We start from the raw sequence: 23152 nt of genomic DNA, 5'->3' as shown, positions 1-23152 counted from the left end.
TCCGCCGGCTTTTCCTGCCCGGTGATCCGTCATGTCCGAACCCCGCCGCCCCACGCCGCAGCCCGGCATTCTCGACATCGCAGCCTATCTGCCGGGCAAGTCCGGCGCGCCGGGCAGCGGTGCGATTAAGCTGTCGGCCAATGAATCGCCGCTGGGCGCCAGCCCCAGGGCGGTGGAGGCCTTCGCCGCCAGCGCCGCGCAGCTCCAGGTCTATCCCGAGGGCTCCTCGCGGCTGTTGCGCGAGGCACTGGGGGAGGTGCACGGCATCGACCCGGCAAGCATTGTGTGCGGCAATGGCTCGGACGACCTGCTGCACCTGCTGGCGCAGGCCTATCTCGGCCCGGGCGACGAGGCGGTGATGAGCCGTTATGGCTTTTCGGTCTATCCCATCGTCACCAGGGCGGCCGGCGCCAAGATCGTCATGGTCGAGGAGCGCGACTATAGCGCCGATGTCGATGCCCTGCTGGCGGCGGTCACCGCGCATACGAAAGTCGTCTGGCTGGCCAATCCGAACAATCCCACCGGCACCTATCTCGATGCCGCCGCGGTGGCGCGGCTGCATGCGGGGCTGCGGCCCGATATCCTCCTCGTCATCGACAGCGCCTATGCCGAATATGTGACGGCGGAGGACTATGCGGACGGGCTCGAGCTGGCACGCACCCAGCCCAATGTCGTCATGGTGCGCACCTTCTCCAAGATCGGCCTGGCCGCCGCCCGCATCGGCTGGATGGTGGGTCCCGGCCATGTGGTGGATACGCTCCATCGCATCCGGGGGCCGTTCAACGTCAACCTGCCGGCACAACTGGCGGGAGCGGCGGCGGCGCGGGACGTGGCGTTCACCAGGCGCCTCAGCGAGCACAATGCGCGCTGGCGCGACTGGATCACGGCGGAGCTGCGCGCCAGCTCCAACCGCATGCGCGTGGTGCCCAGCCAGGCCAATTTCGTCATGGTGCTGTTCGAGGATGCCGAAACGGCGGCGTCCGCCTTCGAGGCACTGGCGCAGGCCGGCTATATCGTGCGCGAGATCGGCGCCTCCTACGGCATCGCCAACGGGCTGCGGATTTCCATCGGCGCGGAAGCGGCGATGCGCCGGGTCGCCGAGGTGCTCAAATCCACGGTGCCGGCCAAATGAGCGTCCGCTTCCGCAAGCTGGCCCTGATCGGCATCGGCCTTATCGGTTCGTCCATTGCCCTGGCCGCGCGGCGCCAGAGGCTGGTCGATAGCATCGCCATCGCCACGCGTCGGCCCGAAACGCTGGCGGAGGCGCGGGGTCTGGGCCTCGGAGACATCTATACGCTCGAGGCAGCCGAGGCGGTGCGCGGTGCCGATCTGGTCATTCTTTGCGCTCCCGTGGGCGCCTATGGCGCATTGGCGGCTTCTATCGCGCCGGCGCTGGAACAGGGCGCCATCCTGTCCGATGTCGGTTCGGTCAAGGCGCATGTGCTCAAGGTGGTGGGGCCGCATGTGCCCGATGGCGTGCATTTCATCCCCGGCCATCCCATCGCCGGCACCGAGCATTCGGGGCCTGCCGCCGGCTTTGCCGAATTGTTCGCCGGCCGCTGGTGCGTGCTGACGCCGGCGCCCGGTGTGCCGCCTGCGCAAACCGAGCGGCTTGCCGCCTTCTGGCGGGAAATGGGGTCGATGGTGGAGTGCATGGACGCGGCCCATCACGACATGGTGCTGGCCATCACCAGCCATATCCCGCATCTGGTCGCTTACAATATCGTGGGCACGGTGGCGGATCTGGAAGCCGATACGCAGTCGGAAGTGGTCAAGTTCTCCGCCTCGGGCTTTCGCGACTTCACCCGCATCGCCGCGTCCGATCCGGTGATGTGGCGCGACGTCTTCCTGACCAATCGCGAGGCGGTGCTGGAAATGCTGGGGCGGTTCCTCGAGGACCTTTCGGTGCTGCAGCGGGCGGTGCGCACCGGCGACGGCGCCCGACTCGAGGCGCTGTTCACCCGCACACGGGCGATCCGCCGCTCGATCATCGATGCCGGGCAGGAGACCGCAGCGCCCGATTTCGGCCGCTCGCACGAGGCGCCGCCAGTGCCGGCATCTGCTTTCCTGCGCGACCATGGCGGGGGCGACGACGCCTGAGAACGGCCGCGGGCGACCGGTCAGAACAGCGGGGGCAGGGTGGCGACCGGCACGAGGCCGGAGGAAAGGCCGCCGCCGGCGAAGGTCAGCCGGTTCTTGTGCCGTCCCTCGGTGTCGGGGACGCCCAGCACCAGCGTGCGCCAGGGCTCCTCGAGATGCGGGCCGATGCGTTCGGCGACCCCGAGCGAATCGATGTCGATGCTGCCGGTGGGATAGCCCGCAGCGTTGAGCGCCATCTCGCCGCTGGCGTTGAGGTCGGCGGCGCCGTCCTCGGCCCGGATGCCCACGATGCGCAACCGGCCCCCGGCCTGCTGCCAGTCGGGCAGGAACGGCGCCAGCCCCCAATCGCGGATATCGTCGCGCAGCGCCGTCGCTTCGAGCTCGATCTCGACATTGGCGGGAGAGGTCAGCACGCCCGGCGCCTCGAGTTCGCGCATGCGCAGGTAAAGGGCGAGGGCGGCGCGCCCGGCCTGGCTGTCGTGCAGCTCGGGCATGTCGAGCAGGTGCGCTTCCAGATGCGGACTGCGGGCGATGAGCGTGTCCCCGAACAGCCGGTCGCTCCAGCTCGGCGCCTCGACGAGGATGGATAGCCGGGCAATGCGCCAGTGCTCGAGGCGCAGGCTGGCTTCCAGGTCCTCCCAGGCCAGCGCCTGCCGCTGGCCGGTGAAGGCGTCGGAAAACTGCGCCGGGCCCAGGGCCGAGGCGAGGACATGGTTGGGGCGATAGACCATGGCGCTGGCGCGCAGGCCGGGTATCTCCACCAGCATGTCGCCGGCAAGGATGGCGGCATCGGCGCAATCGATGTCGAAGCGGAACGGGAAGCCGCCGACATCCAGCCGGTCGCAGGTGAGACGGGGCGTGCTCTCCCCGTCGGCGAAGGCCAGCGCCTCGACATGCTGGCGGATCTGGCCGGCAAGGACGTGCCAGGCGCCGGTCCAGACCAGGACGACCAGCAGTACCACGGCGCCCAGAATGATGATTCGCTTCTTCATGCCTTCTTCTTACCCTTCAAGCGGCCCGGTCAGAAGCGGGTTTACGGCGCCCGTGTTCATTTGCCATCCATGCCGCATCCGGCATAGTGGCCGGGAGGCCATCCATGGGTGGCGGGGTTTTAAGCATCGGACCGAAAAGTGCGAAGCGGTTTTCGGAAGCCTCCGATGCAATGATAGACAGATAGAGCGCTCGATCCGATTCCATCGGATCGTCGGCGCTCCAGGCGGATCGGACGATGCTGGAAACGGACGAAAGCGGCAGCGGGAAGACGAGATGGGTGTTCGGATACGGGTCCCTGATCTGGAATCCGGGCTTTGCGCATGTCGGGGTGCAGCAGGGCCTGCTGCGGGGCGCCCATCGGTCGCTCTCGATCATTTCGCACCACCATCGCGGTACGCGCGAGCGTCCCGGGCTGGTGTTCGGGCTGACGCGGGGCGGCTCCTGCCGGGGCATGGTCTTCGAGGTGGCGGCGGCCGAGTGGTCCGGGGTGAAGGCCTATCTCGACCAGCGCGAGCTGGTCACCTCGGTCTATCGGGAGACACTGCGCAAGGTGATGTTGGCGGACGGGCGGGAGGTGCGGGCGCTGACCTATCTCGTCGACGAGACGCATGAGCAGTTCGCCGGGGCGCTGAGCCTTGAGAGCCAACTGGCGATGATTCGGGCGGGCGTGGGCATTTCGGGGCGCAATGTGGACTATGTGCTCAATACCGCGAGGCATTTGGCCGAATTGGGTATCCGGGACCGGGCGCTGATGCTGCTGGCGCGGGAGCTCGAAAAAGAGAGCGGCGGGCGGGGACCGGCCGGTCAGGCGGCCTGAACCGCCGCCTCGGGCGAGGCGCCTTCCAGGTCCCAGATCGCCGAGGGCCGGTTGTCCGGCGCGGGGAGGCGGAACACATGGGTGGCGCAGTCGAGGGCCAGGCGGAAGCGCGCCCGGCTCAGCGGATCGCCCACCAATTCCTGAGTGGAGCCGACCCAGAGCACATGACCGCCTTTGGCGATCAGATAGAGGTCGGCTTCGTGCATGGAAAAGCTCTCAAGGCTCTCCCAGGCCAGCCCGTAGCTGCGGCCGGAGCGGCCGTGCCAATGCGCCATCCGCCCCTGAAGGCCGCTTTCCCGCTGCATGTCGCCAACCGATGCCATTTCGGGTTTCCCCTGCGTTCCAGAAGAAGAACAAATATGGAACAAACTTGGTTGAATGTCAAGCGCGCCTGACGTTCATATCTACATCTATGGGTCGATTTGCGTAATCGGTCAACATCTAGTGGTGCGTGGTTTGGCGCGCCCTGGCCAAACGCTCCTGCAGCGCCGCGTCGGGAACCCGGCCGAGACCGGTCGCCGCCGCCTCCAGCGCCAGCTCGGTCGAGTCGGCCTCGATGGCGCTGCGCAGCCGTTCGAGAAAGATTGTGGGCGGCAGGCCCGGCTCGATGGGCGGCAGGAAGCGGGCGCTGGCGGTGCCGGGCCAGATGACCGGGCTGTTGCGGCCCCAGAACAGGCCGGAATTGAGCGCCACCGGCACCACCGGCACGCCCAGCTCCGCATACATGCGCACGATGCCCTGCCGATATCCGGGCGGCGAGAGCGGCGCCTTGCGGGTGCCTTCGGGGTAGATGACGATGCGGCAGCCGCGGGCGATGGCGTCGCGCGCCTGCTCGATCATGGCGGGAATCGCCTCGGCCCCCTTCTGGCGGTCGATCTCGATACAGTCGAGCGAGCGGGCGGCCCAGCCGAAGAAGGGAATGCGCATCAGCTCCTTCTTGGCGATATAGGCGGGGCGGCCGATATGGGGGAAGATGGCGAAGATGTCCCAGTCGGACTGATGCTTGGAGGCGATGATGCAGCCGCCGGGCGGGATGTTCCCGGCGCCCTCGACATGGGTGTTCAGGCCGGTGAGCCAGCGCAGCAGCCGGACATTGGACCAGCACCAGTAGCGGGCGATGGCCCAGCCGAAGCGGGTGCGCCCCGCCACCAGCCCCACCGTGCCGGCCAGGATCGCCAGCACCGCCGTCTGCCCGATGAAGGCGACATAGAACAGCGCGGTGCGGATCGCCTGAATGAGCGTCTTGAGCGACATGGAATTCCCCCGGCCTCCGCGCCTGATGCTTTCATAGCGGCGCGGCGGGCGCTTGGCGAGAGCAATGGGCCTCAGGAGGCCTCGCCCAGATATCTGCGCACGGTGACGCGCGAGGTGATGGCGGTGAGCGCGGCGATCACCGGCACCACCGCGGCGATGAAGGCGATGCCGTCCCAGCCGAGGAAGAACTGGCCGAACAGGACGCCCATCTGGGCGGTGGCCTCGCTGGGCAGGACGCTGCCGGCGGCGGCGCCGACCAGGGCGAAGAACAGCACCGCCAGCACCGCGCCCAGCAGCCCGCCTTGCAGGCCGATGGAGAGGAACCGGCCCTGGAATTCGCCGGCGATGAAGCGGTTGGAGGCGCCGATGAAATGCAGCACGTCGACGATCTCGCGATTGGAGGCCATGGCGCCCCTCGTGGCGAAGACGATGGCGAGCACGGTGGCGACGCCGATCAGCCCCAGCACCAGCAGGCCCGAGAGCACGATGGTGCCGGCCATGGTGTTGAGCTGCTGGCGCCAGGCTGCATGGGTGTCGAGGCTGGCGCCCCGGACCGCCTGTAGATTGCGCTGGAGCTGCTCGATATCGGCATCGACGGGATCGGCCAGCTGCACCACGACGAGGCGCGGAATGGCGATGGCGGAAAGATCGAGCCCCGCCCCCAGCCAGGGCTCGAGCAGGGCCTGGCTCTCCTCGATGGTCAGGGCCCGCGCGCCCGAGACGCCGGGGGTCGACTGGGCCAGCGACACGGCGGTGCGCAGATTGCTCTCCATCACCTCGCCCTCGACCGGGCGGATCTGGATGGTCAGCTCCCGTCCCACATCGGCGGACCAGGCGATGGCCGATTTCTGCACCAGCACCACCCCGCCCAGGGTCACGGCCGACAGGAAGGCCATGATGGTGATCAGCAATAGCAGGGTGCGCCCGGCCACGCTCTTTTCGGGCACGATGGGGGCGGCGCCGCCGCGGCGCGGCAGCAGGCTCAGCAATTGCCTAATCATGGATGGTCAGCTCCCCCCGGTTGAGCACCATGCGCGGATAGGGGAACCGGTCGAGCAGGGGCAGTTCGTGGGTGGCCAGGATAATGGTCATCCCCAGGGTGCGGTTGAGTTCGGCGAACAGGTGCACCAGCCGGCTCGAGAGTTCGGGATCGACATTGCCGGTGGGCTCGTCGGCCAGCAGCACCTTGGGGCGGGCGATGACGGCGCGGGCGATGGCGGCGCGCTGCTTCTCGCCGCCCGAGAGCAGAGTGGGCAGGGCGTGCATCCGCTCCCCCAGCCCCACCCATTCGAGCAGTTCCACCACATTGGGGCGATATTCGCTTTCCGGCTGGCCCAGCACGCGCAGCGGCAGGGCGACGTTCTCGAACGTGGTCAGGTGGTCGAGCAGGCGGAATTCCTGGAAGACGATGCCGATATGCCGGCGCATCTGCAAGAGCCGGTCCTGGTCGAGATCGCCCACATCCTCGTCGAACATGGTGACGCGGCCGCGGCTGGGCTTGAGCGAAAGCAGCAGCAGGCGCAGGAGGCTGGTCTTGCCCGAGCCCGAGGGGCCGGTGAGGAAGTGGAACGAGCCCGGCTCGATGGAGAAGGTCAGGTCTTTGAGGATCTCCGGGCCATTGCCGTAGCGCAGGCCCACATCGGAAAACTCGATCAAGAACGTATGCTCCCCATCCGGTGGCGACGGCGATCCAGGGCGAATCAGCCATCGGCCCATCATAGCAGCGGGCGGCGCCCGTCGCGGCATGGCCACCCCTTTGGACGGGGGAAAGCGGCACAATTTTGTTGGGGCGGAGGTTTGAGGAGTTTTAACCCCGCAAGGGATAGGGTCCGGAACGCCTGCCGCCGCCCGCAACAGCGCCGAGACGAGACCCCGAACGCCGCCCGATGATCATTTCCTGCCCGCATTGCCAGACCAGATACCGGGTGGCCTTCGAGGCCATCGGCTCGGCCGGCCGCAAGGTGCAGTGCGCCCATTGCCACCAGGCCTGGCAGCAGGCGCCGCTGCCCGCGGCGGGCGAGGCGATGGGGGACGACCGGTTATTCGAGGCCATGGACGAGGACGCGCTGGACGACGCCATGGAGGCCGAGGCGCTGGTGGCAGCGCCCGCTTCGGGGGGCTTCGTTGCGCCCGTTCCCGGCCCGCTGCCGGCGGCGCCCGATGCCGCCGAGATGAAAAAGCGGCAGGTCGCCTATTCGCGCCGGCGCCATGCCATGAGCTCGCGCCAGCCCCTGGCGCGCGTGCGGCGCGCGGCGCGGGTGGTGGGGGCGGTGCTGCTGGCGGCCCTGCTTTGCGGCGCCTATTTCGGCCGGGTGCCGCTTGTCGAGCGCTATCCGGACCTGGCCGGGCTCTACGAGGCGGCGGGGCTGGGGGTCAATGTGGTGGGGCTGGATTTTGCCGGGCTCGAAACGCTGCGCACGCTCTCGAACGGCAGGGACGTGCTGATGGTCTCGGCCCAGATCGTGGGCCGCGCCTCCCGCCCGGTGCCGGTGCCGCCGGTGGTGGTGAGCCTGCTCGATGCGAGCGGCCGCGCCGTCTATGAATGGAGCGTCGCGCCCCGGGTGCGCGACCTCATGGCGGGGGAACGTGCAACCTTCGATACGCGGCTGTCGTTGCCGCCCAGCGAGGCGGTGCGCGTCCGCCTGAGTTTTGCCGGCGCCGGCAGGGCCGGACTGTCCGATCCGTCGGTGGATCTCCCTGCCGGCCCGGCCGCGATGCCGGAAGCCGGCGAACCTTACTAGGAAAGACCCATGGCCCGTATCCTCGTTGCAGAAGACGATCCTTCCGTCCGCGCCTTCGTCGTCAGCGCCCTCAGCATGAAGGGCCACGAGGTGGTGGCCGAGGAGGACGGGGGGCTGGCGGCCGAGACCGTGGATGCTCGCGGCGGGCAGTTCGACCTGTTGCTCTCGGACATCAAAATGCCGGTGATGGACGGGATCGCGCTGGCCCTGCATGTGGGGGCACGCCATCCCGACCTGACCATCCTGCTGATGACCGGCTTCGCCGACCAGCGCGAGCGGGCCCATGGGCTCGATGCGCTGATCTATGACGTCATTCCCAAGCCGTTTTCCCTCGCCGACCTGCTCGCCAAGGTCGACGATGCGCTGCATGGACGACCGGTCGAGGTGGTGTCGCTGGCCCGGCAGGCGCTGCAATGAGCCGGTGATCAGAGCCAGTCGGGCACGCTGTCGAGCGCCAGCAGGTCGGCGAGCGGACGCCGCGGGCGGATGACGTGCCAGCGCCCGCCATCGACCAGCACTTCGGGGATCAGGGGCCGCGAATTATAGGTCGAGGCCATGACCGCGCCATAGGCGCCGGCGCTCATCACCGCCAGCAGGTCGCCCTCCTCGACGCCGGGAATGGTGCGGCCCCTGGCCAGATAGTCGCCGCTTTCGCAGACCGGTCCCACGATATCGCCGGTAATGGGGGGGCGGTTGGACTGGTTGACCGGCACGATGTCGTGATGCGCCTCGTAAAGCGTGGGACGGAGAAGATCGTTCATCGCCGCATCCACGATGATGAAATCGGCCTCGCCCCGCTTCACATATTCGACTTTGGTGACGAGGATGCCGGCATTGCCCACCAGCAGCCGTCCCGGCTCGATCACCAGCGAGCAGCCCAATCCGCCCACCTTGTCGCGCACCAGCGCCGCATAGGCGTCGGGGTGCGGCGGGGCTTCCCGGTCGTGATGATAGGGGATGCCGAGGCCCCCGCCGATATCGACATGCTCGATCCGGTGCCCGTCTTCGCGCAATTGCGTCACCAGTTCGGCCAGGAGGCCGAAGGCGTTGCCGAAGGGCTCGAGGTCGGTGATCTGGCTGCCGATATGCATGTCGACGCCGACGGCATCGACATTGGGCAATTCGGCCATGCGGCGATAGACCTCGCGGGCGCGCCGGAACGGAATGCCGAACTTGTCCTGGGACTTGCCGGTGGAGATCTTGGCGTGGGTGCGCGCGTCGACGTCGGGATTGACGCGGATGGAGACGGGCGCGACGCGGCCCATATCGGCGGCCACCATGGAGAGGCGCTCCAGTTCGGGCTCGCTCTCGACATTGAAGCATTTGATGCCGGCCTCGAGCCCGCGGCGCATCTCGGCCACGGTCTTGGCGACGCCGGAAAAGACGATCCTATCCGGGGCGATGCCGGCGGCCAGCGCCCGTTCGAGCTCGCCCAGCGACACCACGTCCGCGCCGCATCCCTCGGCCGCCATGAGTTTCAGCACCGCCTGGTTGGAATTGGCCTTCATGGCATAGGCGATGAGGGTGGGAATGCCCTCGAAGGCCCGCTGCACCACGCGCACATGGCGGCGCAAAGTGGCCGAGGAATAGACGTAGAACGGCGTGCCGACCTCGGCCGCCAGCGCGTTGAGGTTGACATCCTCGGCAAACAGCGTGCCGTCGCGTTGTTCGAAATGGTGGACCAAGCCCGTCTTCCTCTCTTGCCCGGCCGTAGCCGGGCTATTCCGTCCCGCCCTCGCCGCCGCCCTGTCCCCGCTGCCCTTTGAGGGGGCGAGGCTGGTGCGGCTCGCCGGTCAGCGCGCTTTTCCAGCGGGCGGCCTCGCGCAGCACATTGGCCGGGGCGGTGCCGCCGAAGGAGGCGCGCGCCGCCACCGAGGCCTCGACCGTCAGCACCTTGCGGATGCGGTCATCGATCCGCTGGTCGATGCGCTTGAAATCCTCTATGGCGAGGTCCTCGAGGCCGCAATGCTTTTGTTCGGCCAGCGCCACGATCTGCCCGGTGATGTGGTGGGCGTCGCGGAAGGGGATGTCGAGCTCGCGCACCAGCCAGTCGGCGACATCCGTGGCGGTGGAGAAGCCCGCGGCGGCGGAGGCGCGCATCCTCTTCCGGTCGGGCTGCATGTCGGCGACCATGCCGGTCATGGCGGCCAGCGACAGCGACAGCGCGTCGATGGCGTCGAAGGCGACTTCCTTGTCCTCCTGCATGTCCTTGGAATAGGCCAATGGCAGGCCCTTCATCACCACGAGCAGCGAATTGAGCGCCCCCAATATGCGGCCGATCTTGGCGCGCACCAGTTCGGCGGCGTCCGGATTGCGCTTTTGCGGCATGATCGAGGAGCCGGTGGTGAACTTGTCCGACAGCTTGATGAAGCCGAACTGGGCCGAGGACCAGATCACCATTTCCTCGGCGAAGCGCGACAGATGCATGGCGCAGATGGCGGCGGCGGCGAGGGTCTCGAGGATGAAGTCGCGGTCCGAGACCGCGTCGAGCGAATTGGCGGTGGGGCGGTCGAAGCCGAGCGCGGCGGCGGTCAGGTCACGGTCGATCGGATAGGGCGTTCCGGCCAGTGCCGCCGAGCCCAGCGGGCTTTCGTTGAGGCGCGCCCGGGAGTCGAGCAGCCGGCCGGCATCGCGGCCGAGCATCTCTACATAGGCGAGCAGGTGGTGCCCGAAGGTCACCGGCTGGGCGTTCTGCAGATGGGTGAAGCCGGGCAGGATGGTTTCGGCCTCCTCCTCGGCGCGGGTGACGAGCCCCGATTGCAGGGCGCGGATCTGGGCGACCAGCATGTCGATGGCGTCGCGCACATAAAGGCGGAAATCGGTGGCGACCTGGTCGTTGCGCGAGCGCGCCGTGTGCAGGCGCCCCGCGGCGTCGCCGATCTTTTCGCGCAGCCGGCTCTCGACATTCATATGGATGTCCTCGAGGGTGCGCGAGAATTCGAACCGGCCGTCCTCGATTTCGGCGAGCACCTCGTCGAGGCCGGCCAGGATGGCGTCGCGGTCGGTCTGCGTCAGAATGCCCGTCGCCGCGAGCATTGTCGCATGGGCCTTCGATCCGGCAATATCCTGGCGGAAGAGACGCTGGTCGAACCCGATGGAGGCATTGATCTCCTCCATCACCGCGTCGGGCGCCTCGGCGAAGCGTCCGCCCCACATCTTGTTGCTCAGAGCCTGCTTGTCCGGAGACACCATGCAATTCACCCGCTTGAAACGTCCCCAAACCGCCTTTGGATGGATCTTGCCCGCAGCGGCGGGACTGGCCGTGCTGGGCGGGTCTATAGCGGCATGGCTGATGCTGGGCAATGCCGGCACGGCCAATGAATGTCCGGCGCAGACGGCGGCGGCGCAGATTCTGGACGCGGCGGCGGTGGGGCAATTGGCGGCGCTCAACGGCACCGGCGAGGGGCGCGGCTATGCCGACATGGGCTTCAAGGACGAGGCGGGCCGCGACCTGACCATCGCCGATTTCAGTGGCAGGGCGCTGCTGGTCAATTTCTGGGCGAGCTGGTGCGTGCCCTGCCGCGAGGAGATGCCGGCGCTGGACGAGATCGCCACGCAATACAATTCCGACCGCTTCATGGTGCTGCCGATCAATCTCGATATCGGCGCGGGCGGGCTGGAAAAGGCCCAGGACTTCCTCGACGAGGGGCAGTTCCGGAACCTGCCGCTCTATGCCGACAACACCTTCGCCGCCTTCGAGCGGCTGAAGCGCGAGGCCGTGGCGGTGGGCCTGCCGGCAACGCTGCTGCTCGACGCCGAGGGCTGCGAACTGGCCGTGCTGCAGGGCCCCGCCGAATGGCACAGCAATGACGGCAAGGCCGTGGTGGAGGCGCTGATCGGCCTGCGGGGGTAGGCGGAGGTCACCGCATCCCTTCCGCCCCTAAAAGCACCGCGACCAGTTCCGCCTGCCGGCTGGTGCCGGTTTTCTGGAAGATGTTGCGCAAATGGAAGGTGACGGTGGTGCGGGAAATGTTGAATCCCGCGGCGATTTGGGCGGGAGTTCTGCCCTGGGCGAGTGCCGAGGCGATGCGGGTTTCGGCCGGCGTCAGCCCGAAAGACGCGGACGAGGTTGCCGCATCGGCGGGCCGGCCCTGTCTCCGGGCGGCGCGGATGCGCTCGATCTGGCGCAGCCGCGCATCCACCGTCGCCAGCAGCAGGTCGTAGTCGATCGGCTTGACCAGGTAGTCGTCGGCCCCCAGCCGCTTGCCGTCGACGATCTGCCGCGGATCGGCAAGGGCCGACAGGAAGACGAACGGGGTTTCGGCACTGTCGGAACCCGTTTCCCGCAAGGCGCTCAATACTTCGTAGCCGGACAGGCCCGGCATCGAGATGTCGCACAGGACGAGATCGGGGCGGTTTTTGGCCAATATCGCCAGCGCCTCCTCGCCGTTGCCTGCCTCGATGACGTCGTAGCCGGCCTCGGCCAGTTCGTCGGCGATGTCGCGGCGTAATTGCGCCTCGTCCTCGACGCAGAGGATGCGGAAGCGCTTTTGCCCCGCCGGCGGCCAGCCCTTCATGCCGGCACCTTTGCGGAAGCGGTTTTTGCCGCATCGGGACGGCGCCCGGCGCGGGGAAGCAGCAGGGCCATCCGGACCGTACCCGGCTCGGATGGCTGCAATTGCACCTCGCCGCCTTGCAGCCGCGCCAGGGTTCTCGCCATGTAGAGCCCGACGCCGATGCCCGGCCGGCCTTCGGCATTGCGGCCGCGATAATAGCGCTCGAACAGCGCTGTCCGCTCGGCGGGGTCCTCCAGCGTTCCCTCATTGACCACGGCGCATTCGATCTGCGTGTCGCCGCCGGCCAGCACGATGGTGACCGGCGTTTCCGGCGGCGAATATTTCACGGCGTTGGATACGAGATTGGCGAGGATGTTTTCCGCGTGCACGGGATCGCAACAGACGGTCGCGCCACCCCCGGTCGCGTCCTCGAGCGATATCGCCCGCTCGGGCGTCTGTTCGGCCTGCCGGCAGCAAACCTCCGCAACGATCTCGAGCAGATCGCAGGGCCGGGTGCGGATATCGATCTGGCCAGCGTCGAGGCGCGCGGCGTCGAGCGTGCTGTCGACCAGCCGGGTCAGGCGGGCAATCGCATGGCGGGCATTGCCGCCGCGCTCCAGCACCTCGTCCGGCGTGAGCTTGTCGCGGCGGCGCATGAGGCGGTGCAGCGCCGAATCGACGATGGCGAGCGGCGTGCGGAACTGGTGCGAGATCATGGTGCCGAAATTGCGATAGAGCTCTGCCGTCGCGCGCTCGCGCGTCAGGGCGGCGTCGAGCTCGCGCGTGCGGGCCTCCACCAATTGCTCGAGGCGGTCGCGATGATCGGCGATCTCCCTTTGCGCTTCGCGCCGCTCGGTGACGTCGGAGACCAGCAGGATCGCCCCGATGATCCCCGCGCCTTCGCGCAATGAAAAGCAGCGCAGATCCAGATAAAGCGGGGTGGCCTGATCGGGCGGAAAGAATGGCTGATCGAACAGCGCCGCCGGGCGGCCTTCGAGTGCCGCGCCGATGATCTGCCGGACCGCGTCAACTTCGAAAAAACCGGAGATGTCGACCAGTGCCTGGCCGAGCGCGCTCGCGCCCGGCTGGCTGAACAGGCGTTCGGCCGCTTCGTTCCACACGGTGCAGCGGCGCACTTCATCCACGGCGACGATCCCCTCGCCGCTCGAGCCGATGAGCAGTTCCGAGAATGCCTTTTCCTTGTCGAGAAGCCGTGTGCGCCGCCGCGCGTCGCGGATCGCCAGCAGGAAATGCCCGCAAAGGACGGCGCCTGCCAGCGATATGCCGACCAGCGAGACGATGATCTGCCAGAGTTGCGCTCGCGAGGCGTCGAGCGTGTCGCCCAGATCGTCCCATCCCGCGACCATCGCCCTGTTGGCGGCCTGTCCGAGTGCGCTATTATAGGGCGCGAGCATGGCCCGGAGACGCGGCAGGTCCGATGGCTCGAGGCTCGTCACCAGCGAACCCAGCTCGGACAGGCCCGCGCCCAGCGCGTCGAGGGCGGCGGCGAAGCCGAGTTTTTCCATCTGGCGGCGCTGCGGCCCGTCATCGAGCAGCGCCAGCCGGCTCAGGAACAGCTCGTAGCGCAGCGCGAGCGCGGCGCGGGCGCTTTCGTCCATTGGCTGCGCCGCCGCCGCTTCGCTCAGTTGCAGGCTGGCTATATGCGCGCGCGAAAGCACCCACAGCATGTTCTGCGCGGCCTCGATGCGCATGTCCCGCTCGATGGCGGCGAGGCGCATCAGCGAAAAGCTCAGCAGCGCGACGAATAGGGTGATGGTCAATATCGGCAGGGCGACGCCGAGCAGGGCGCGGGTGAGCTTGCTCATTCGACGTCGAGCCGCCGCAATTGCCACACCCAGCGATAGTCGTAGCGGATGTCCTGAAGCTCGGCGTGCTGGTCGCGCGGATAGACGATCCACAAGGGTCCCTTGTCCGAGGGCAGCAGCGGCTCTCCGTCCATTTCATAGGCGACGAGCACGTCGAAGCGCTCGAATTCGTCGGCGGCGAAGTCGATGACGTAATCGTTGAGGGCGCTGGCGGTAACCGTCGTGCTCCTCGCCCCGACCAGCGCAAGCAGGTCGCGCATGAGGAAACCGTCGAACCGGCGGACGCCGTCGGTGACGGCGGTGGAGGTTTCGAGGCGCGTCCGGGGCAGGGCCTTGAGCATGGCGATGTCGAAATAAGCCGCGCCATCGGCATTGGTATTGGCGATGGCGCCATGCACTTCCAGCACCGCCTCACCCTGCGGCGGCGGCAGTTCCTGTGCCCTGGCATGCGCCGGAGCCAGGACGCAGAGCAGCATCGCCGCCAGCGACGGGAAAACCAATTGCTTCAAGCCCTCCAGATCCCCTCCTTTGCGCCGCGCCCGGACCGATTGATCTCGGTTTCTTTTTGCGGCTTGACGTAATTCTCCCTTTTATAGCGCAGTTTTCCTGCACGTCCCCCTTCAAACGAAGGGGGCGCTTGCGGTCCTGCCCCGCTAGGCTCTCGCGAATCCTTTCCGGGTGATGGAGGAACGCATGTGGGATTTCAGCATTGGCGGCGCGCTGGGAATGATGGCGCGGACCATGCCCTTCATCGTGCTGCGCATGGCGGTCTATTTCGGCATCGCCGTCGGCTATGTGCTGGTGACGGGAACGGGGGCCGGCATCGGCTATGGCGTCGGCGGCTTCGGTGACGAGGGCTTTCGGATGAACTCGACCCTGTGGGGCGGGATGATCGGCTTCGGCGCCTTCGGGGTCGTCATGTACTGGGCGCGCGAATATATCCTCTACATCGTCAAGGCCGGCCACATCGCGGTGCTGGTCGAACTCGTCGACGGCAAGCCGATGCCGGAGGGCCGGTCGCAGGTCGGCCATGCGACAGCCGTGGTGAAGGAGCGTTTCGCGCAGGCCAGCGTGCTGTTCGCCATCGACCAATTGGTCAAGGGCGTGATCGGCGCGATCACCGGCCTGGTGCGCGGCATCCTGACCATCCTGCCGATACCGGGGGCGCAGCAGATTTCGGGCATATTGCATGCCTTTCTCCGGGTCGCGGTCGGCTTCATCGACGAGGTCATCCTCGCCCACGCCATCCGCACCCGGGCCACTGATCCCTGGGCCTCGGCCAGGGACGCGCTGGTGCTTTACGGCCAGAACTACAAGACGATGCTCAAGAACGCCGCCTGGCTGGCGGTCATCGTCTATCTGCTGAGCTTTCTGGTCTTTCTCGTCATGCTGGCTCCCGCCGCCCTTGTCGTCTACCTGATGCCGGGCGCCTGGGCAGCCGGCGGCGTCGTCTTTGCGCTGCTGTTCGCCTGGAGCGTCAAGGCCGCGCTTTTGGAACCCTTTGCCATCGCCTGCCTGATGCAGGTCTATTTCAAGACCATCGAAGGCCAGCGGCCCGACCCGGAATGGGAGGCGCGGCTGGAGCAGATGTCGTCGCATTTCCGCAAGCTCAAGGCCCGCATCACCGGCGGCGCGGCCCCCAAACCCCTTCGCGATGGAGCGCCCGCATGACATCCTTGCTGAAAGCGGCCGTCGCCGCACTGGCGCTCGGCGCCATGGGCCTGCCCGCAATCGCCGAAGACCGCCCGGGCACCATCCTCGTGCTCGATGCCTCCGGCTCGATGTGGGGCCAGATCGACGGGGTGAACAAGATCGTCATCGCCCGCGAGGTGGTGGCCGACATTCTCGCCGATTTCCCCGAGGAGCAGAATCTCGGCTTCGTCACCTATGGCCATCGCGAGCGCGGCCAGTGCTCCGACATCCAGACCGTCATCGACCCGGCACCCGGCACCGCGGCCGACATAATAGAGATCGTCAACGGGCTGAACCCGCGCGGCATGACGCCGATGACCGACGCGGTGATCGTGGCGGCCGAGGCGCTGCGCCACACCGAACAGGCGGCCACGGTCATTCTGGTGTCCGACGGGATCGAGACCTGCAATCCCGACCCCTGCGCCGCCGCGCGTGCGCTGGAGCAGTCGGGCATCGACTTCACCGCCCATGTCATCGGTTTCGACGTCAGGGGCGAGGCCGAGGCGCTGATGCAGATGCAATGCATCGCCGAGGAGACCGGCGGCCGCTTCCTCACCGCCGACAACGCGCAGCAGCTCTCCGAAGCGCTGCAGCAGGTCGTCGCCGCGCCATCGGCGCCATCGGAGTCGCCGGCTTTGTCGGCTGCGGCGGAGCTGACATTGCGCGCGGTGATGGATGGCGAAGACGGTCCGCTGGTCGAAACCCCCGTCATCTGGACCCTGAGCAGCGACGGGGAGAGTTTCGAGGTGGACGGCAATCCGGGCGTGGCCGAGCTGCATTCCGGCTATTGGGATGTCACCGGCTATCATGTCGCGCTGGAGCAGGAGCGGTCGGCGCAGCTTGCCGTCGTGGGAGGGCAGCAGCGCAACTACGCGATGGTGTTCGAAACGCCGCTCCCGACGGTTTCGCTGGTCGCCCCGGACAGCGCCGCCGCCGGCTCGGTGATCGAGATCGGCTGGAACGGTCCGGACGAATCCTCGGACAATATCCAGATCGCCCCGGTGGGCGGCCGCTATCTCCATTACGCCTATACGCGCGACGGCAATCCGCTGCGGCTGCAGATGCCGGCCCAGCCCGGCCCCTACGAGCTGCGCTACAGCCTGCGCGACCGCGAGGTGATCCACACGCAGCCCATCGAGATCACGCCGGTCGAGCTGGACATTGTCGCCCCCGAGACCGCGCCCGCCGGTTCGGTGATCGAGATCGGCTGGATCGGGCCGGACGCGTCGGGAGACAATATCCAGATCGCCCCGGTCGGTGGCCGCTATCTCCACTACGCCTATACACGTGACGGCAACCCGCTGCGGCTGCAAATGCCGATCGCGGCCGGCACCTACGAGCTGCGCTACAGCTTCCGCGACCGCGAGGTGATCCACACGAAGCCCATCGAGATCACGCCGATCGCGTTGGACATCATCGCCCCCGAGACCGCGCCCGCCGGTTCGGTGATCGAGATCGGCTGGGTCGGGCCGGCGGCGTCCGGGGACAATATCCAGATCGGACCCGAAGGCGGCCGCTATCTTCACTATACCTATGTCGGCGACGACAATCCGCTGCGGCTGCGCATGCCTGACGAGCCGGGCGCCTACGAGCTGCGCTACAGCTTCCGCGACCGGGAGGTGATCTTCACCCGCCCGATCACGGTGACCGAATAGGCTCGCGGGCCGAGAGGGCATGCAAGGGGAGACCAGGATGAACGCTTTGCAAGCTGCGATGGCCGCGGCCATCGTCATGGCAATGGCCGGCACCGCTCTACCGGCCCGGGCGGAGATCGACGGTCACGGGCCGGATGCCTGGCGGGTCACCGGGGTGTCGGCCGATGACCGGCTCAATGCGCGCATGGGGCCGGGGACGAACTATCCGGTGATCGAGACCTTCGCCCATGATGAGCGCGGCATGCAGCAGGTCACCTGCGTGCCCTTCTATACGCCGGCCCATTACCAGCGCATGACCCCGGCGGAGATCGAGGCGCTGCCCCCCCGCTGGTGCCTGATGCGCAGCGCCTCGCTGAGCAAGGCCGGCTGGGTGGCCCAACGCTTCATCACGCCGGACGATGCCGTCGCCGCGCCCCGCCGGACACAGTCCCCCGTGGCGGTCTTCAGCACAAAATCGGATCAGGCCACCGGATCGTCCCCGTCCGGCGATGCGATGATCGATGCGGCGCAGCAGATCGTCCGCGACCTCTACGATGCGCAGGCTCGCGCCGACCATGGAGAGGGCCCCGACCCGCTGCAAGGCCGCTCCGCCGCCCAATATTTCACCTCCGACATCGTCGCTCTGCTGCAATCGGGCGGCTTCGGCGCGCATCCGCTTTACGGCGCCCAGGATTTCGACGGCCGCGTCATCCGCATCGCGCCCGACCCGGACCAGCCGATGCTGCGCGGCATGATCGCCATCATCGTCGATTTCACCAATTTCGGCGCCCCCCAGCGCGCGGTGTTCTATCTGCGCGCCGACACGGAAGGACAGGGCGCGCCGCTGCGCATCTTCCGCGTCGAGCATGACGGCTGGTCCTATCCCTGAGCGGGAGGCCGCCGCCCTGGCCGCCGGATTTCTGCTAAGGGGCGGGTCAACGGGCAGTGAACCACCGGCTCCCCAAATGCCGCCGAAGACCATCTGCTTGCGAGCCGCCACGCCCATGCCGGTCCGCAATGTCCTCCGGAGAGACCTTCTCGCCGAAGCGGGTTATAAAGGGGGAAATGGCGGAGAGAGAGGGATTCGAACCCCCGATAGAGTTGCCCCTATGCCGCATTTCGAGTGCGGTGCATTCAACCGCTCTGCCATCTCTCCGCGAGATCGAAAGACGCTCTCGGGGAGCGTGGCTGGTCGATACGCGGCGGCTTATGGCATAGCGGGGAGGCGGCTGCAACTGTCTTTGTGAGCCCGGTGCCGCCCGAAAAGGGCGGTCACTTTCCCGTGCGCGGCGATCCGGCGGGGCGCTGGCGGGTTTAGTCTTCCGACTGCCCATGGATGCCCGATGCAGGGAGATGTTCGAAATGATCACCCGCCGCAAGATCGTGATCGGCATGGCCGGCTTGTCTTTTTCCATCAGCGCCGCCAGCCTGGCCGCCGCGTTCCCGGCCCTGGCCCAGGAAAGGGAGGGGGAGGGAGAGCAGGAACCGAAACAGGAGACGGCGATGGCCGATCGTATTCCCACCGGCACTGGCGATCTCGTCATCCATCCGGTCGAGCATGCCAGCCTGGTGCTGGAATGGGACGGCAAGGCGCTTTACGTCGATCCGGTGGGCGGGGCGGAGCGTTATGCCGGCCTGCCGGCGCCCTCCGCCATCCTCATCACCCATGGCCATGGCGATCATTTCGACGTGCCGACGCTGGAAGCCATTGCCGGGTCGGCGCCGCTGCTCGTCAGCGAAGAGGTGCGCGGCAGGCTGCCCGATCCCCTCAAGGCCAATGCCACGGCGCTGGCCAATGGCGAGAGCGGGTCGGTCCTCGACATTCCGGTACGCGCCATCGCCGCCCATAACCTCACCGCGGAGCGGATGCGCTATCATCCGGTGGGCGTGGGCAATGGCTATGTGCTCACCCTGGGCGACGTCCTCGTCTATATCGCCGGCGATACCGAGCCGACGGACGACATGCTGGGGCTCACCGATATCGACGTGGCTTTCCTGCCCATGAACCTGCCCTTCACCATGACCCCGGAGCAGGCCGCCGAGGCCATCGGCATCTTCAGGCCGCGCATCGTCTATCCCTATCATTACGGGGACAGTGATCTGTCGGGGCTGGAGGCCGCGGCCGGGGAGAATATCGAGATCCGCCTGCGCGACTGGTATCCCGGGGCGGAGTGAGCCCAAAACGGCCAAATCCGCTTGACTCGGGCCCGCTTTCCCCCGATAAGCCCCTCCAGCTTGCGTACCGGCCCCGCCGGTGCGCTGGTTTCGTTTTAAACGCTGCTCGAGGCTGCCGGCCGGACCCTCCGGCCCAAAACTTCGACAAGCCCGCGGAACAGGCATGCAAGCCGCGGCGCCGCAGAGCGCGACAGACAGGGACCGCGTGGCGAACCGCGCGGCACGACATATGACATTCGCCGTTATCAAGACGGGCGGGAAGCAGTACAAGGTCGCTGCCAACGACGTCATCAAGATCGAAAAGCTCGACGCCGAGGCCGGCGATCTGGTCACCTTCGACCAGGTCCTCATGGTCGGCGACACCATCGGCGCGCCGCTGGTGGAAGGCGCCCTGGTGGCGGCCGAGCTGGTCGAGACCAGGAAGCAGAAGACCGTCATCATCTTCAAGAAGCGGCGCCGCCACAATTCGCGCCGCCGCAACGGCCATCGCCAGTTGCTCTCGACCGTGCGCATCACCGAGATCCTGACCGGGGGCGCCAAGCCGGCGGCGAAGGCCGCCGCCAAGGCGGACAAGTCCGCGGCGGCGAGCGAGAAGGCGCCGGCCAAGAAGGCCGAGACCAAGGCCAAGGCCGAGGCTCCCGCCAAGGCGACCGAGGCCAAGGCCGCCGCGTTCAAGGACGACGTCAAGCTGATCGGCGGCGTCGGTCCGGCGCTGGAGAAGAAGCTGCATGCGGCCGGCGTCACCAGCCTCAAGCAGATCGCCGACTGGACCGCCGAAGACGTGGCCAAGATGGACGAAGTGCTGAACTTCAAGGGCCGCATCGAGCGCGAGGAATGGGTCGAACAGGCCAAGGAACTCATTGCCGGCAAGCCCCCGCGCGCCAAGGCCGACAAGGAATAAGGAGCTCAGACCATGGCACATAAGAAAGCAGGCGGCTCGTCCCGCAACGGTCGCGATACCGCCGGCCGGCGCCTGGGCGTCAAGAAGTTCGGTGGCGAAGCGGTCGTCGCCGGCAATATCATCGTGCGCCAGCGCGGCACCAAATGGGCGCCGGGCACCGGCGTCGGCCTGGGCAAGGACCACACCATCTATGCCCTGGTGGACGGCAAGGTCGCCTTCCGCACCCGCGCCAATGCCAAGGTGCATGTTTCCGTCGTCCCGGCAGAGGCCGCCGAATAGCCCGGCAGGCCAGCGCCCCGCCGGAGACCCGTTCCCCGGCGCGTTGGGCGAAAAGCACGACAAACGAAAGGGGAGCCGGTCTGCCGGTTCCCCTTTTTCGTTTTCCGGAGCGTCCGATCCATGCACCAGCCCAGGGACCGCCTCCCCGCCAGCATCGAGACGGCGCGCCTCGCGCTGGTGCCGCCGGTGCCGGCACATGCACCGGCCATTGCTCGCCTCGCCAACAACCGCAACGTCCATCGCTGGCTGGCGCGCCTGCCCTTTCCCTATTCGCTGGAGGATGCGCGCCGCTTCATCGAGGAGATCGCGCCGGGCGAGAGCGAGCACTGCTTCGCCATCGTGCGGCGGGAGGGCGAGGTCATCGGCGTCGTGGGCCTGCATTTCGCCGCCGGGCTGGCGCCCGAACTGGGCTATTGGCTGGGCGAGCCCTATTGGGGCCGGGGCTATGCCAGCGAAGCCGCCGCGGCAGTGGTGGCGGCGGCCCGCATTGCCGGGTTCGCGACGCTGCGCTCGCGCGCGCTCGCCAGCAATGGCCGCTCGCGCCGGGTGCTGCGCAAGCTGGGCTTTGCCGAAATCGGGGAAGGGCCCGATCCGGCGGGCGCCAATAAGGGGCTGCCCGCAATCTTCATGCGGCTCGATTTGGGCGGGGAGGCGGCGCGATGATCCCCGCCATCGAGACCGGGCGCCTTCTCCTGCGCCCGCCGCGCCCCGAGGATGCCGCCGCGATCGCGCTCTATCTCAACGATTTCGCGGTGGCGGGCAATCTCGCCCGGGTGCCCTTTCCCTATCGCCTGTCCGACGCCCGGGCCTGGCTGCGCAGCCAGCAGCGCGAGCCGGAGCCGGAGCAAACGGGGTTCGCCATCGAACTTGCCGGCGCCGGCTATGTGGGCCATATCGGCTATCAGGCCGGCGGCGCCGGCCCGATCATCGGCTATTGGCTGGGCCGGCCGTTCTGGGGCAGGGGGGTGATGAGCGAAGCGGCGGCGGCGGCCGTCGCCTGGTTCTTTTCGGCCACCGGGGCGCCGGCCATATATTCGGGCGTCTTCCACTTCAACACCGCCTCGCTGGCGCTGCAGAAGCGGCTGGGCTTTGTCGAGACGGGACGTTCGCGCCTGCTCTGCCTTGCGCGCGGCGCCGAGGTGGAGCATATCGACACCCAATTGACGCGCGACGTCTGGAAGGCACGGCAGCAATGAAATTTCTCGACCAGGCCAAGGTCTATATCCGGTCCGGCGCCGGGGGCGCGGGGGCGGTGAGCTTCCGGCGCGAAAAATTCATCGAGTTCGGCGGCCCCGATGGCGGCAATGGCGGGCGCGGGGGCGATGTGATCGTGGAATGCGCCGAAGGGCTCAACACGCTGATCGATTTCCGCTATCGCCAGCATTTCCGCGCCGGCACCGGCGTGCACGGCATGGGCAAGAACCGCACCGGCGCCGATGGCGAGGACGTGGTGCTGCGCGTGCCCGAGGGCACGCAGATCTTCGAGGAGGATCAGGAAACCCTCATTGCCGACCTCACCGAGGTGGGCCAGCGCGTGGTGCTGCTCAAGGGCGGCAATGGCGGCTTCGGCAACGCCTATTTCAAGACCAGTTCCAACCAGGCGCCGCGCCGGGCCAATCCGGGGCAGGAGGGGGTGGAAAAGGGCATCTGGCTGCGCCTGAAGCTCATCGCCGATGCCGGGCTCGTCGGCCAGCCCAATGCCGGCAAGTCCACCTTCCTGGCCGCCGTCACCGCTGCAAAGCCCAAGATCGCCGACTATCCCTTCACCACGCTCCATCCCAATCTGGGCGTGGTGCGGATCGGCGAGCGCGAATTCGTCCTGGCCGACATTCCCGGCCTCATCGAGGGCGCCAGCGAGGGGGTGGGCATCGGCGACCGCTTCCTGGGCCATATCGAGCGCTGCAACGTGCTGGTGCATCTGGTCGACGGCACCAGCGAGGACCTGGCCCATGTCTATGGCGCGGTGCGCCACGAACTGGCCGCCTATGCCGACGTGTTGGCCGAAAAGCCCGAGATCGTCGTGCTCAACAAGGTCGATGCCCTGTCCCCCGAGGAGATCGCCGACAAGGTCGCGGCGCTCGAGCAGGCCAGCGGCGCCGAAATCCGCACCATTTCCGCCGCCACCGGGGCGGGCGTCGAGCGGGTGCTCTACGACGTGCTCGCCATTCTCGATGCCGAAAAGGCCGAGCGGGCGGCGCTGGAACAGCAGCAGGCGGGGGAAAAATGGACGCCCTGATGCGCAGC

Annotated in this window: 25 protein-coding genes and 1 tRNA gene; 15 read left to right on the top strand and 11 right to left on the bottom strand. The window is 67.6% G+C overall.

The features are described from left to right. The first annotated feature begins 31 nt into the window (after positions 1-31). A complete protein-coding gene (hisC, locus tag ACFOOL_RS04600) occupies positions 32-1132 on the top strand; it encodes a histidinol-phosphate transaminase (RefSeq protein ID WP_380095304.1) in 1101 nt (366 codons plus the stop codon). Continuing rightward, on the top strand, positions 1129-2100 hold the full coding sequence (locus tag ACFOOL_RS04595; protein ID WP_380095303.1) for a prephenate/arogenate dehydrogenase family protein: 972 nt from the start codon (positions 1129-1131) through the stop codon (positions 2098-2100). The genes hisC and ACFOOL_RS04595 overlap by 4 nt, the downstream gene beginning before the upstream one ends. A 20-nt stretch (positions 2101-2120) precedes the next feature. On the opposite strand, the gene ACFOOL_RS04590 is transcribed toward ACFOOL_RS04595, so the two are convergent. Further along, on the bottom strand, positions 2121-3092 hold the full coding sequence (locus ACFOOL_RS04590; RefSeq protein ID WP_380095301.1) for a DUF2125 domain-containing protein: 972 nt from the start codon (positions 3090-3092) through the stop codon (positions 2121-2123). 236 nt (positions 3093-3328) lie between these two features. Between ACFOOL_RS04590 and ACFOOL_RS04585 the strand changes: the two genes are divergently transcribed. Further along, positions 3329-3910, top strand: a complete 582-nt coding sequence (locus tag ACFOOL_RS04585) for a gamma-glutamylcyclotransferase (protein ID WP_380095300.1) — start codon at positions 3329-3331, stop codon at positions 3908-3910. Here ACFOOL_RS04585 and ACFOOL_RS04580 read toward each other — a convergent pair. The 4 genes from ACFOOL_RS04580 to ACFOOL_RS04565 all read right to left on the bottom strand — a co-directional run bounded on the left by ACFOOL_RS04580 (position 3898) and on the right by ACFOOL_RS04565 (position 6820). After that, positions 3898-4233, bottom strand: coding sequence for a hypothetical protein (locus ACFOOL_RS04580; protein WP_380095298.1), 336 nt, complete (start codon positions 4231-4233; stop codon positions 3898-3900). The genes ACFOOL_RS04585 and ACFOOL_RS04580 overlap by 13 nt on opposite strands. Positions 4234-4351: 118 nt before the next feature. After that, the gene (locus tag ACFOOL_RS04575) at positions 4352-5164 is read right to left on the bottom strand and encodes a lysophospholipid acyltransferase family protein (protein ID WP_380095296.1); all 813 of its coding nucleotides are present in this window, start codon (positions 5162-5164) and stop codon (positions 4352-4354) included. A 71-nt stretch (positions 5165-5235) separates the two neighbouring features. Further along, positions 5236-6165 carry a cell division protein FtsX gene (locus ACFOOL_RS04570; protein WP_380095294.1) on the bottom strand — a complete coding sequence of 310 codons (930 nt, stop codon included), beginning with the start codon at positions 6163-6165 and terminating at the stop codon, positions 5236-5238. Beyond that, positions 6158-6820: a cell division ATP-binding protein FtsE gene (locus ACFOOL_RS04565; protein ID WP_380095293.1), complete on the bottom strand. Its 663-nt coding sequence runs from the start codon at positions 6818-6820 to the stop codon at positions 6158-6160. Before ACFOOL_RS04565 ends, ACFOOL_RS04570 begins: the two co-directional genes overlap by 8 nt. A 230-nt stretch (positions 6821-7050) precedes the next feature. Here ACFOOL_RS04565 and ACFOOL_RS04560 point away from each other — a divergent pair, with 230 nt between their 5' ends. Further along, complete coding sequence (locus ACFOOL_RS04560; RefSeq protein WP_380095291.1) at positions 7051-7905, top strand: zinc-ribbon domain-containing protein; 855 nt, start codon at positions 7051-7053, stop codon at positions 7903-7905. Positions 7906-7914: 9 nt separating this feature from the next. Then, positions 7915-8322, top strand: a complete 408-nt coding sequence (locus ACFOOL_RS04555; RefSeq protein WP_380095289.1) for a response regulator — start codon at positions 7915-7917, stop codon at positions 8320-8322. Positions 8323-8330: 8 nt separating this feature from the next. Here the strand turns inward: ACFOOL_RS04555 and lysA are convergent, their stop codons facing one another. Both lysA and argH read right to left on the bottom strand, forming a co-directional pair. Continuing rightward, entirely contained in the window at positions 8331-9590 is a 1260-nt protein-coding gene (lysA, locus tag ACFOOL_RS04550) for a diaminopimelate decarboxylase (protein ID WP_380095287.1), read from the bottom strand. Between the two features lie 34 nt (positions 9591-9624). Then, on the bottom strand, positions 9625-11073 hold the full coding sequence (gene argH, locus ACFOOL_RS04545) for an argininosuccinate lyase (protein WP_380095918.1): 1449 nt from the start codon (positions 11071-11073) through the stop codon (positions 9625-9627). A 22-nt stretch (positions 11074-11095) separates the two neighbouring features. Between argH and ACFOOL_RS04540 the strand changes: the two genes are divergently transcribed. Then, complete coding sequence (locus ACFOOL_RS04540; protein WP_380095285.1) at positions 11096-11758, top strand: TlpA family protein disulfide reductase; 663 nt, start codon at positions 11096-11098, stop codon at positions 11756-11758. Between the two features lie 7 nt (positions 11759-11765). Here the strand turns inward: ACFOOL_RS04540 and ACFOOL_RS04535 are convergent, their stop codons facing one another. Genes ACFOOL_RS04535 through ACFOOL_RS04525 form a run of 3 tightly spaced genes read right to left on the bottom strand, consistent with a single transcriptional unit; the run spans position 11766 to position 14736 of the window. After that, the gene (locus ACFOOL_RS04535) at positions 11766-12422 is read right to left on the bottom strand and encodes a response regulator (RefSeq protein ID WP_380095283.1); all 657 of its coding nucleotides are present in this window, start codon (positions 12420-12422) and stop codon (positions 11766-11768) included. Continuing rightward, on the bottom strand, positions 12419-14227 hold the full coding sequence (locus tag ACFOOL_RS04530; protein ID WP_380095281.1) for a sensor histidine kinase: 1809 nt from the start codon (positions 14225-14227) through the stop codon (positions 12419-12421). Before ACFOOL_RS04530 ends, ACFOOL_RS04535 begins: the two co-directional genes overlap by 4 nt. Next, complete coding sequence (locus ACFOOL_RS04525) at positions 14224-14736, bottom strand: molybdopterin-dependent oxidoreductase (protein WP_380095279.1); 513 nt, start codon at positions 14734-14736, stop codon at positions 14224-14226. Before ACFOOL_RS04525 ends, ACFOOL_RS04530 begins: the two co-directional genes overlap by 4 nt. A gap of 184 nt (positions 14737-14920) precedes the next feature. Between ACFOOL_RS04525 and ACFOOL_RS04520 the strand changes: the two genes are divergently transcribed. From ACFOOL_RS04520 to ACFOOL_RS04510, 3 genes are read left to right on the top strand one after another with little or no spacing between them, the layout of a single operon-like run. Next, positions 14921-15898, top strand: coding sequence for a hypothetical protein (locus tag ACFOOL_RS04520; protein ID WP_380095277.1), 978 nt, complete (start codon positions 14921-14923; stop codon positions 15896-15898). Next, positions 15895-17574: a vWA domain-containing protein gene (locus ACFOOL_RS04515; RefSeq protein ID WP_380095276.1), complete on the top strand. Its 1680-nt coding sequence runs from the start codon at positions 15895-15897 to the stop codon at positions 17572-17574. Before ACFOOL_RS04520 ends, ACFOOL_RS04515 begins: the two co-directional genes overlap by 4 nt. 37 nt (positions 17575-17611) lie before the next feature. Continuing rightward, positions 17612-18442 (top strand): hypothetical protein, encoded by an 831-nt coding sequence (locus ACFOOL_RS04510; protein ID WP_380095274.1) that lies wholly within the window; start codon positions 17612-17614, stop codon positions 18440-18442. A 177-nt stretch (positions 18443-18619) separates the two neighbouring features. On the opposite strand, the gene ACFOOL_RS04505 is transcribed toward ACFOOL_RS04510, so the two are convergent. After that, a tRNA-Ser gene (locus ACFOOL_RS04505) sits at positions 18620-18709 on the bottom strand. Positions 18710-18915: 206 nt separating this feature from the next. Between ACFOOL_RS04505 and ACFOOL_RS04500 the strand changes: the two genes are divergently transcribed. The 6 genes from ACFOOL_RS04500 to obgE all read left to right on the top strand — a co-directional run bounded on the left by ACFOOL_RS04500 (position 18916) and on the right by obgE (position 23144). Further along, complete coding sequence (locus tag ACFOOL_RS04500; protein WP_380095272.1) at positions 18916-19728, top strand: MBL fold metallo-hydrolase; 813 nt, start codon at positions 18916-18918, stop codon at positions 19726-19728. 229 nt (positions 19729-19957) lie between these two features. Next, positions 19958-20629, top strand: coding sequence for a 50S ribosomal protein L21 (locus ACFOOL_RS04495; protein ID WP_380095270.1), 672 nt, complete (start codon positions 19958-19960; stop codon positions 20627-20629). 12 nt (positions 20630-20641) lie between these two features. Beyond that, a complete protein-coding gene (gene rpmA, locus ACFOOL_RS04490) occupies positions 20642-20908 on the top strand; it encodes a 50S ribosomal protein L27 (protein ID WP_380095269.1) in 267 nt (88 codons plus the stop codon). Between the two features lie 120 nt (positions 20909-21028). Continuing rightward, on the top strand, positions 21029-21571 hold the full coding sequence (locus ACFOOL_RS04485; protein WP_380095267.1) for a GNAT family N-acetyltransferase: 543 nt from the start codon (positions 21029-21031) through the stop codon (positions 21569-21571). Continuing rightward, complete coding sequence (locus ACFOOL_RS04480) at positions 21568-22104, top strand: GNAT family N-acetyltransferase (protein ID WP_380095265.1); 537 nt, start codon at positions 21568-21570, stop codon at positions 22102-22104. The genes ACFOOL_RS04485 and ACFOOL_RS04480 overlap by 4 nt, the downstream gene beginning before the upstream one ends. After that, positions 22101-23144, top strand: a complete 1044-nt coding sequence (gene obgE / locus ACFOOL_RS04475) for a GTPase ObgE (protein ID WP_380095263.1) — start codon at positions 22101-22103, stop codon at positions 23142-23144. The genes ACFOOL_RS04480 and obgE overlap by 4 nt, the downstream gene beginning before the upstream one ends. Positions 23145-23152: the final 8 nt, after the last annotated feature.

The sequence above is a fragment of the Devosia honganensis genome (assembly GCF_042648785.1).
Lineage (GTDB): Bacteria > Pseudomonadota > Alphaproteobacteria > Rhizobiales > Devosiaceae > Devosia > Devosia honganensis.
Note: the sequence above shows the minus strand (reverse complement) of the source record. Positions and strands in the feature narration are given on the sequence as shown.

What these genes read in the sequence shown, in the direction of transcription:
- ACFOOL_RS04535 (WP_380095283.1), bottom strand. Translation starts at nt 12,422, where the DNA reads ATGAAGGGCTGGCCGCCGGCGGGGCAAAAGCGCTTCCGCATCCTCTGC.
- ACFOOL_RS04530 (WP_380095281.1), bottom strand. Translation starts at nt 14,227, where the DNA reads ATGAGCAAGCTCACCCGCGCCCTGCTCGGCGTCGCCCTGCCGATATTG.
- ACFOOL_RS04590 (WP_380095301.1), bottom strand. Translation starts at nt 3,092, where the DNA reads ATGAAGAAGCGAATCATCATTCTGGGCGCCGTGGTACTGCTGGTCGTC.
- ACFOOL_RS04495 (WP_380095270.1), top strand. Translation starts at nt 19,958, where the DNA reads ATGACATTCGCCGTTATCAAGACGGGCGGGAAGCAGTACAAGGTCGCT.
- ACFOOL_RS04500 (WP_380095272.1), top strand. Translation starts at nt 18,916, where the DNA reads ATGATCACCCGCCGCAAGATCGTGATCGGCATGGCCGGCTTGTCTTTT.
- hisC (WP_380095304.1), top strand. Translation starts at nt 32, where the DNA reads ATGTCCGAACCCCGCCGCCCCACGCCGCAGCCCGGCATTCTCGACATC.
- ACFOOL_RS04480 (WP_380095265.1), top strand. Translation starts at nt 21,568, where the DNA reads ATGATCCCCGCCATCGAGACCGGGCGCCTTCTCCTGCGCCCGCCGCGC.
- ACFOOL_RS04485 (WP_380095267.1), top strand. Translation starts at nt 21,029, where the DNA reads ATGCACCAGCCCAGGGACCGCCTCCCCGCCAGCATCGAGACGGCGCGC.
- ACFOOL_RS04555 (WP_380095289.1), top strand. Translation starts at nt 7,915, where the DNA reads ATGGCCCGTATCCTCGTTGCAGAAGACGATCCTTCCGTCCGCGCCTTC.
- ACFOOL_RS04560 (WP_380095291.1), top strand. Translation starts at nt 7,051, where the DNA reads ATGATCATTTCCTGCCCGCATTGCCAGACCAGATACCGGGTGGCCTTC.
- ACFOOL_RS04575 (WP_380095296.1), bottom strand. Translation starts at nt 5,164, where the DNA reads ATGTCGCTCAAGACGCTCATTCAGGCGATCCGCACCGCGCTGTTCTAT.
- ACFOOL_RS04580 (WP_380095298.1), bottom strand. Translation starts at nt 4,233, where the DNA reads ATGGCATCGGTTGGCGACATGCAGCGGGAAAGCGGCCTTCAGGGGCGG.
- ACFOOL_RS04510 (WP_380095274.1), top strand. Translation starts at nt 17,612, where the DNA reads ATGAACGCTTTGCAAGCTGCGATGGCCGCGGCCATCGTCATGGCAATG.
- ACFOOL_RS04515 (WP_380095276.1), top strand. Translation starts at nt 15,895, where the DNA reads ATGACATCCTTGCTGAAAGCGGCCGTCGCCGCACTGGCGCTCGGCGCC.
- obgE (WP_380095263.1), top strand. Translation starts at nt 22,101, where the DNA reads ATGAAATTTCTCGACCAGGCCAAGGTCTATATCCGGTCCGGCGCCGGG.
- rpmA (WP_380095269.1), top strand. Translation starts at nt 20,642, where the DNA reads ATGGCACATAAGAAAGCAGGCGGCTCGTCCCGCAACGGTCGCGATACC.
- ACFOOL_RS04585 (WP_380095300.1), top strand. Translation starts at nt 3,329, where the DNA reads ATGCTGGAAACGGACGAAAGCGGCAGCGGGAAGACGAGATGGGTGTTC.
- ACFOOL_RS04570 (WP_380095294.1), bottom strand. Translation starts at nt 6,165, where the DNA reads ATGATTAGGCAATTGCTGAGCCTGCTGCCGCGCCGCGGCGGCGCCGCC.
- ACFOOL_RS04595 (WP_380095303.1), top strand. Translation starts at nt 1,129, where the DNA reads ATGAGCGTCCGCTTCCGCAAGCTGGCCCTGATCGGCATCGGCCTTATC.
- ACFOOL_RS04540 (WP_380095285.1), top strand. Translation starts at nt 11,096, where the DNA reads ATGCAATTCACCCGCTTGAAACGTCCCCAAACCGCCTTTGGATGGATC.
- ACFOOL_RS04520 (WP_380095277.1), top strand. Translation starts at nt 14,921, where the DNA reads ATGTGGGATTTCAGCATTGGCGGCGCGCTGGGAATGATGGCGCGGACC.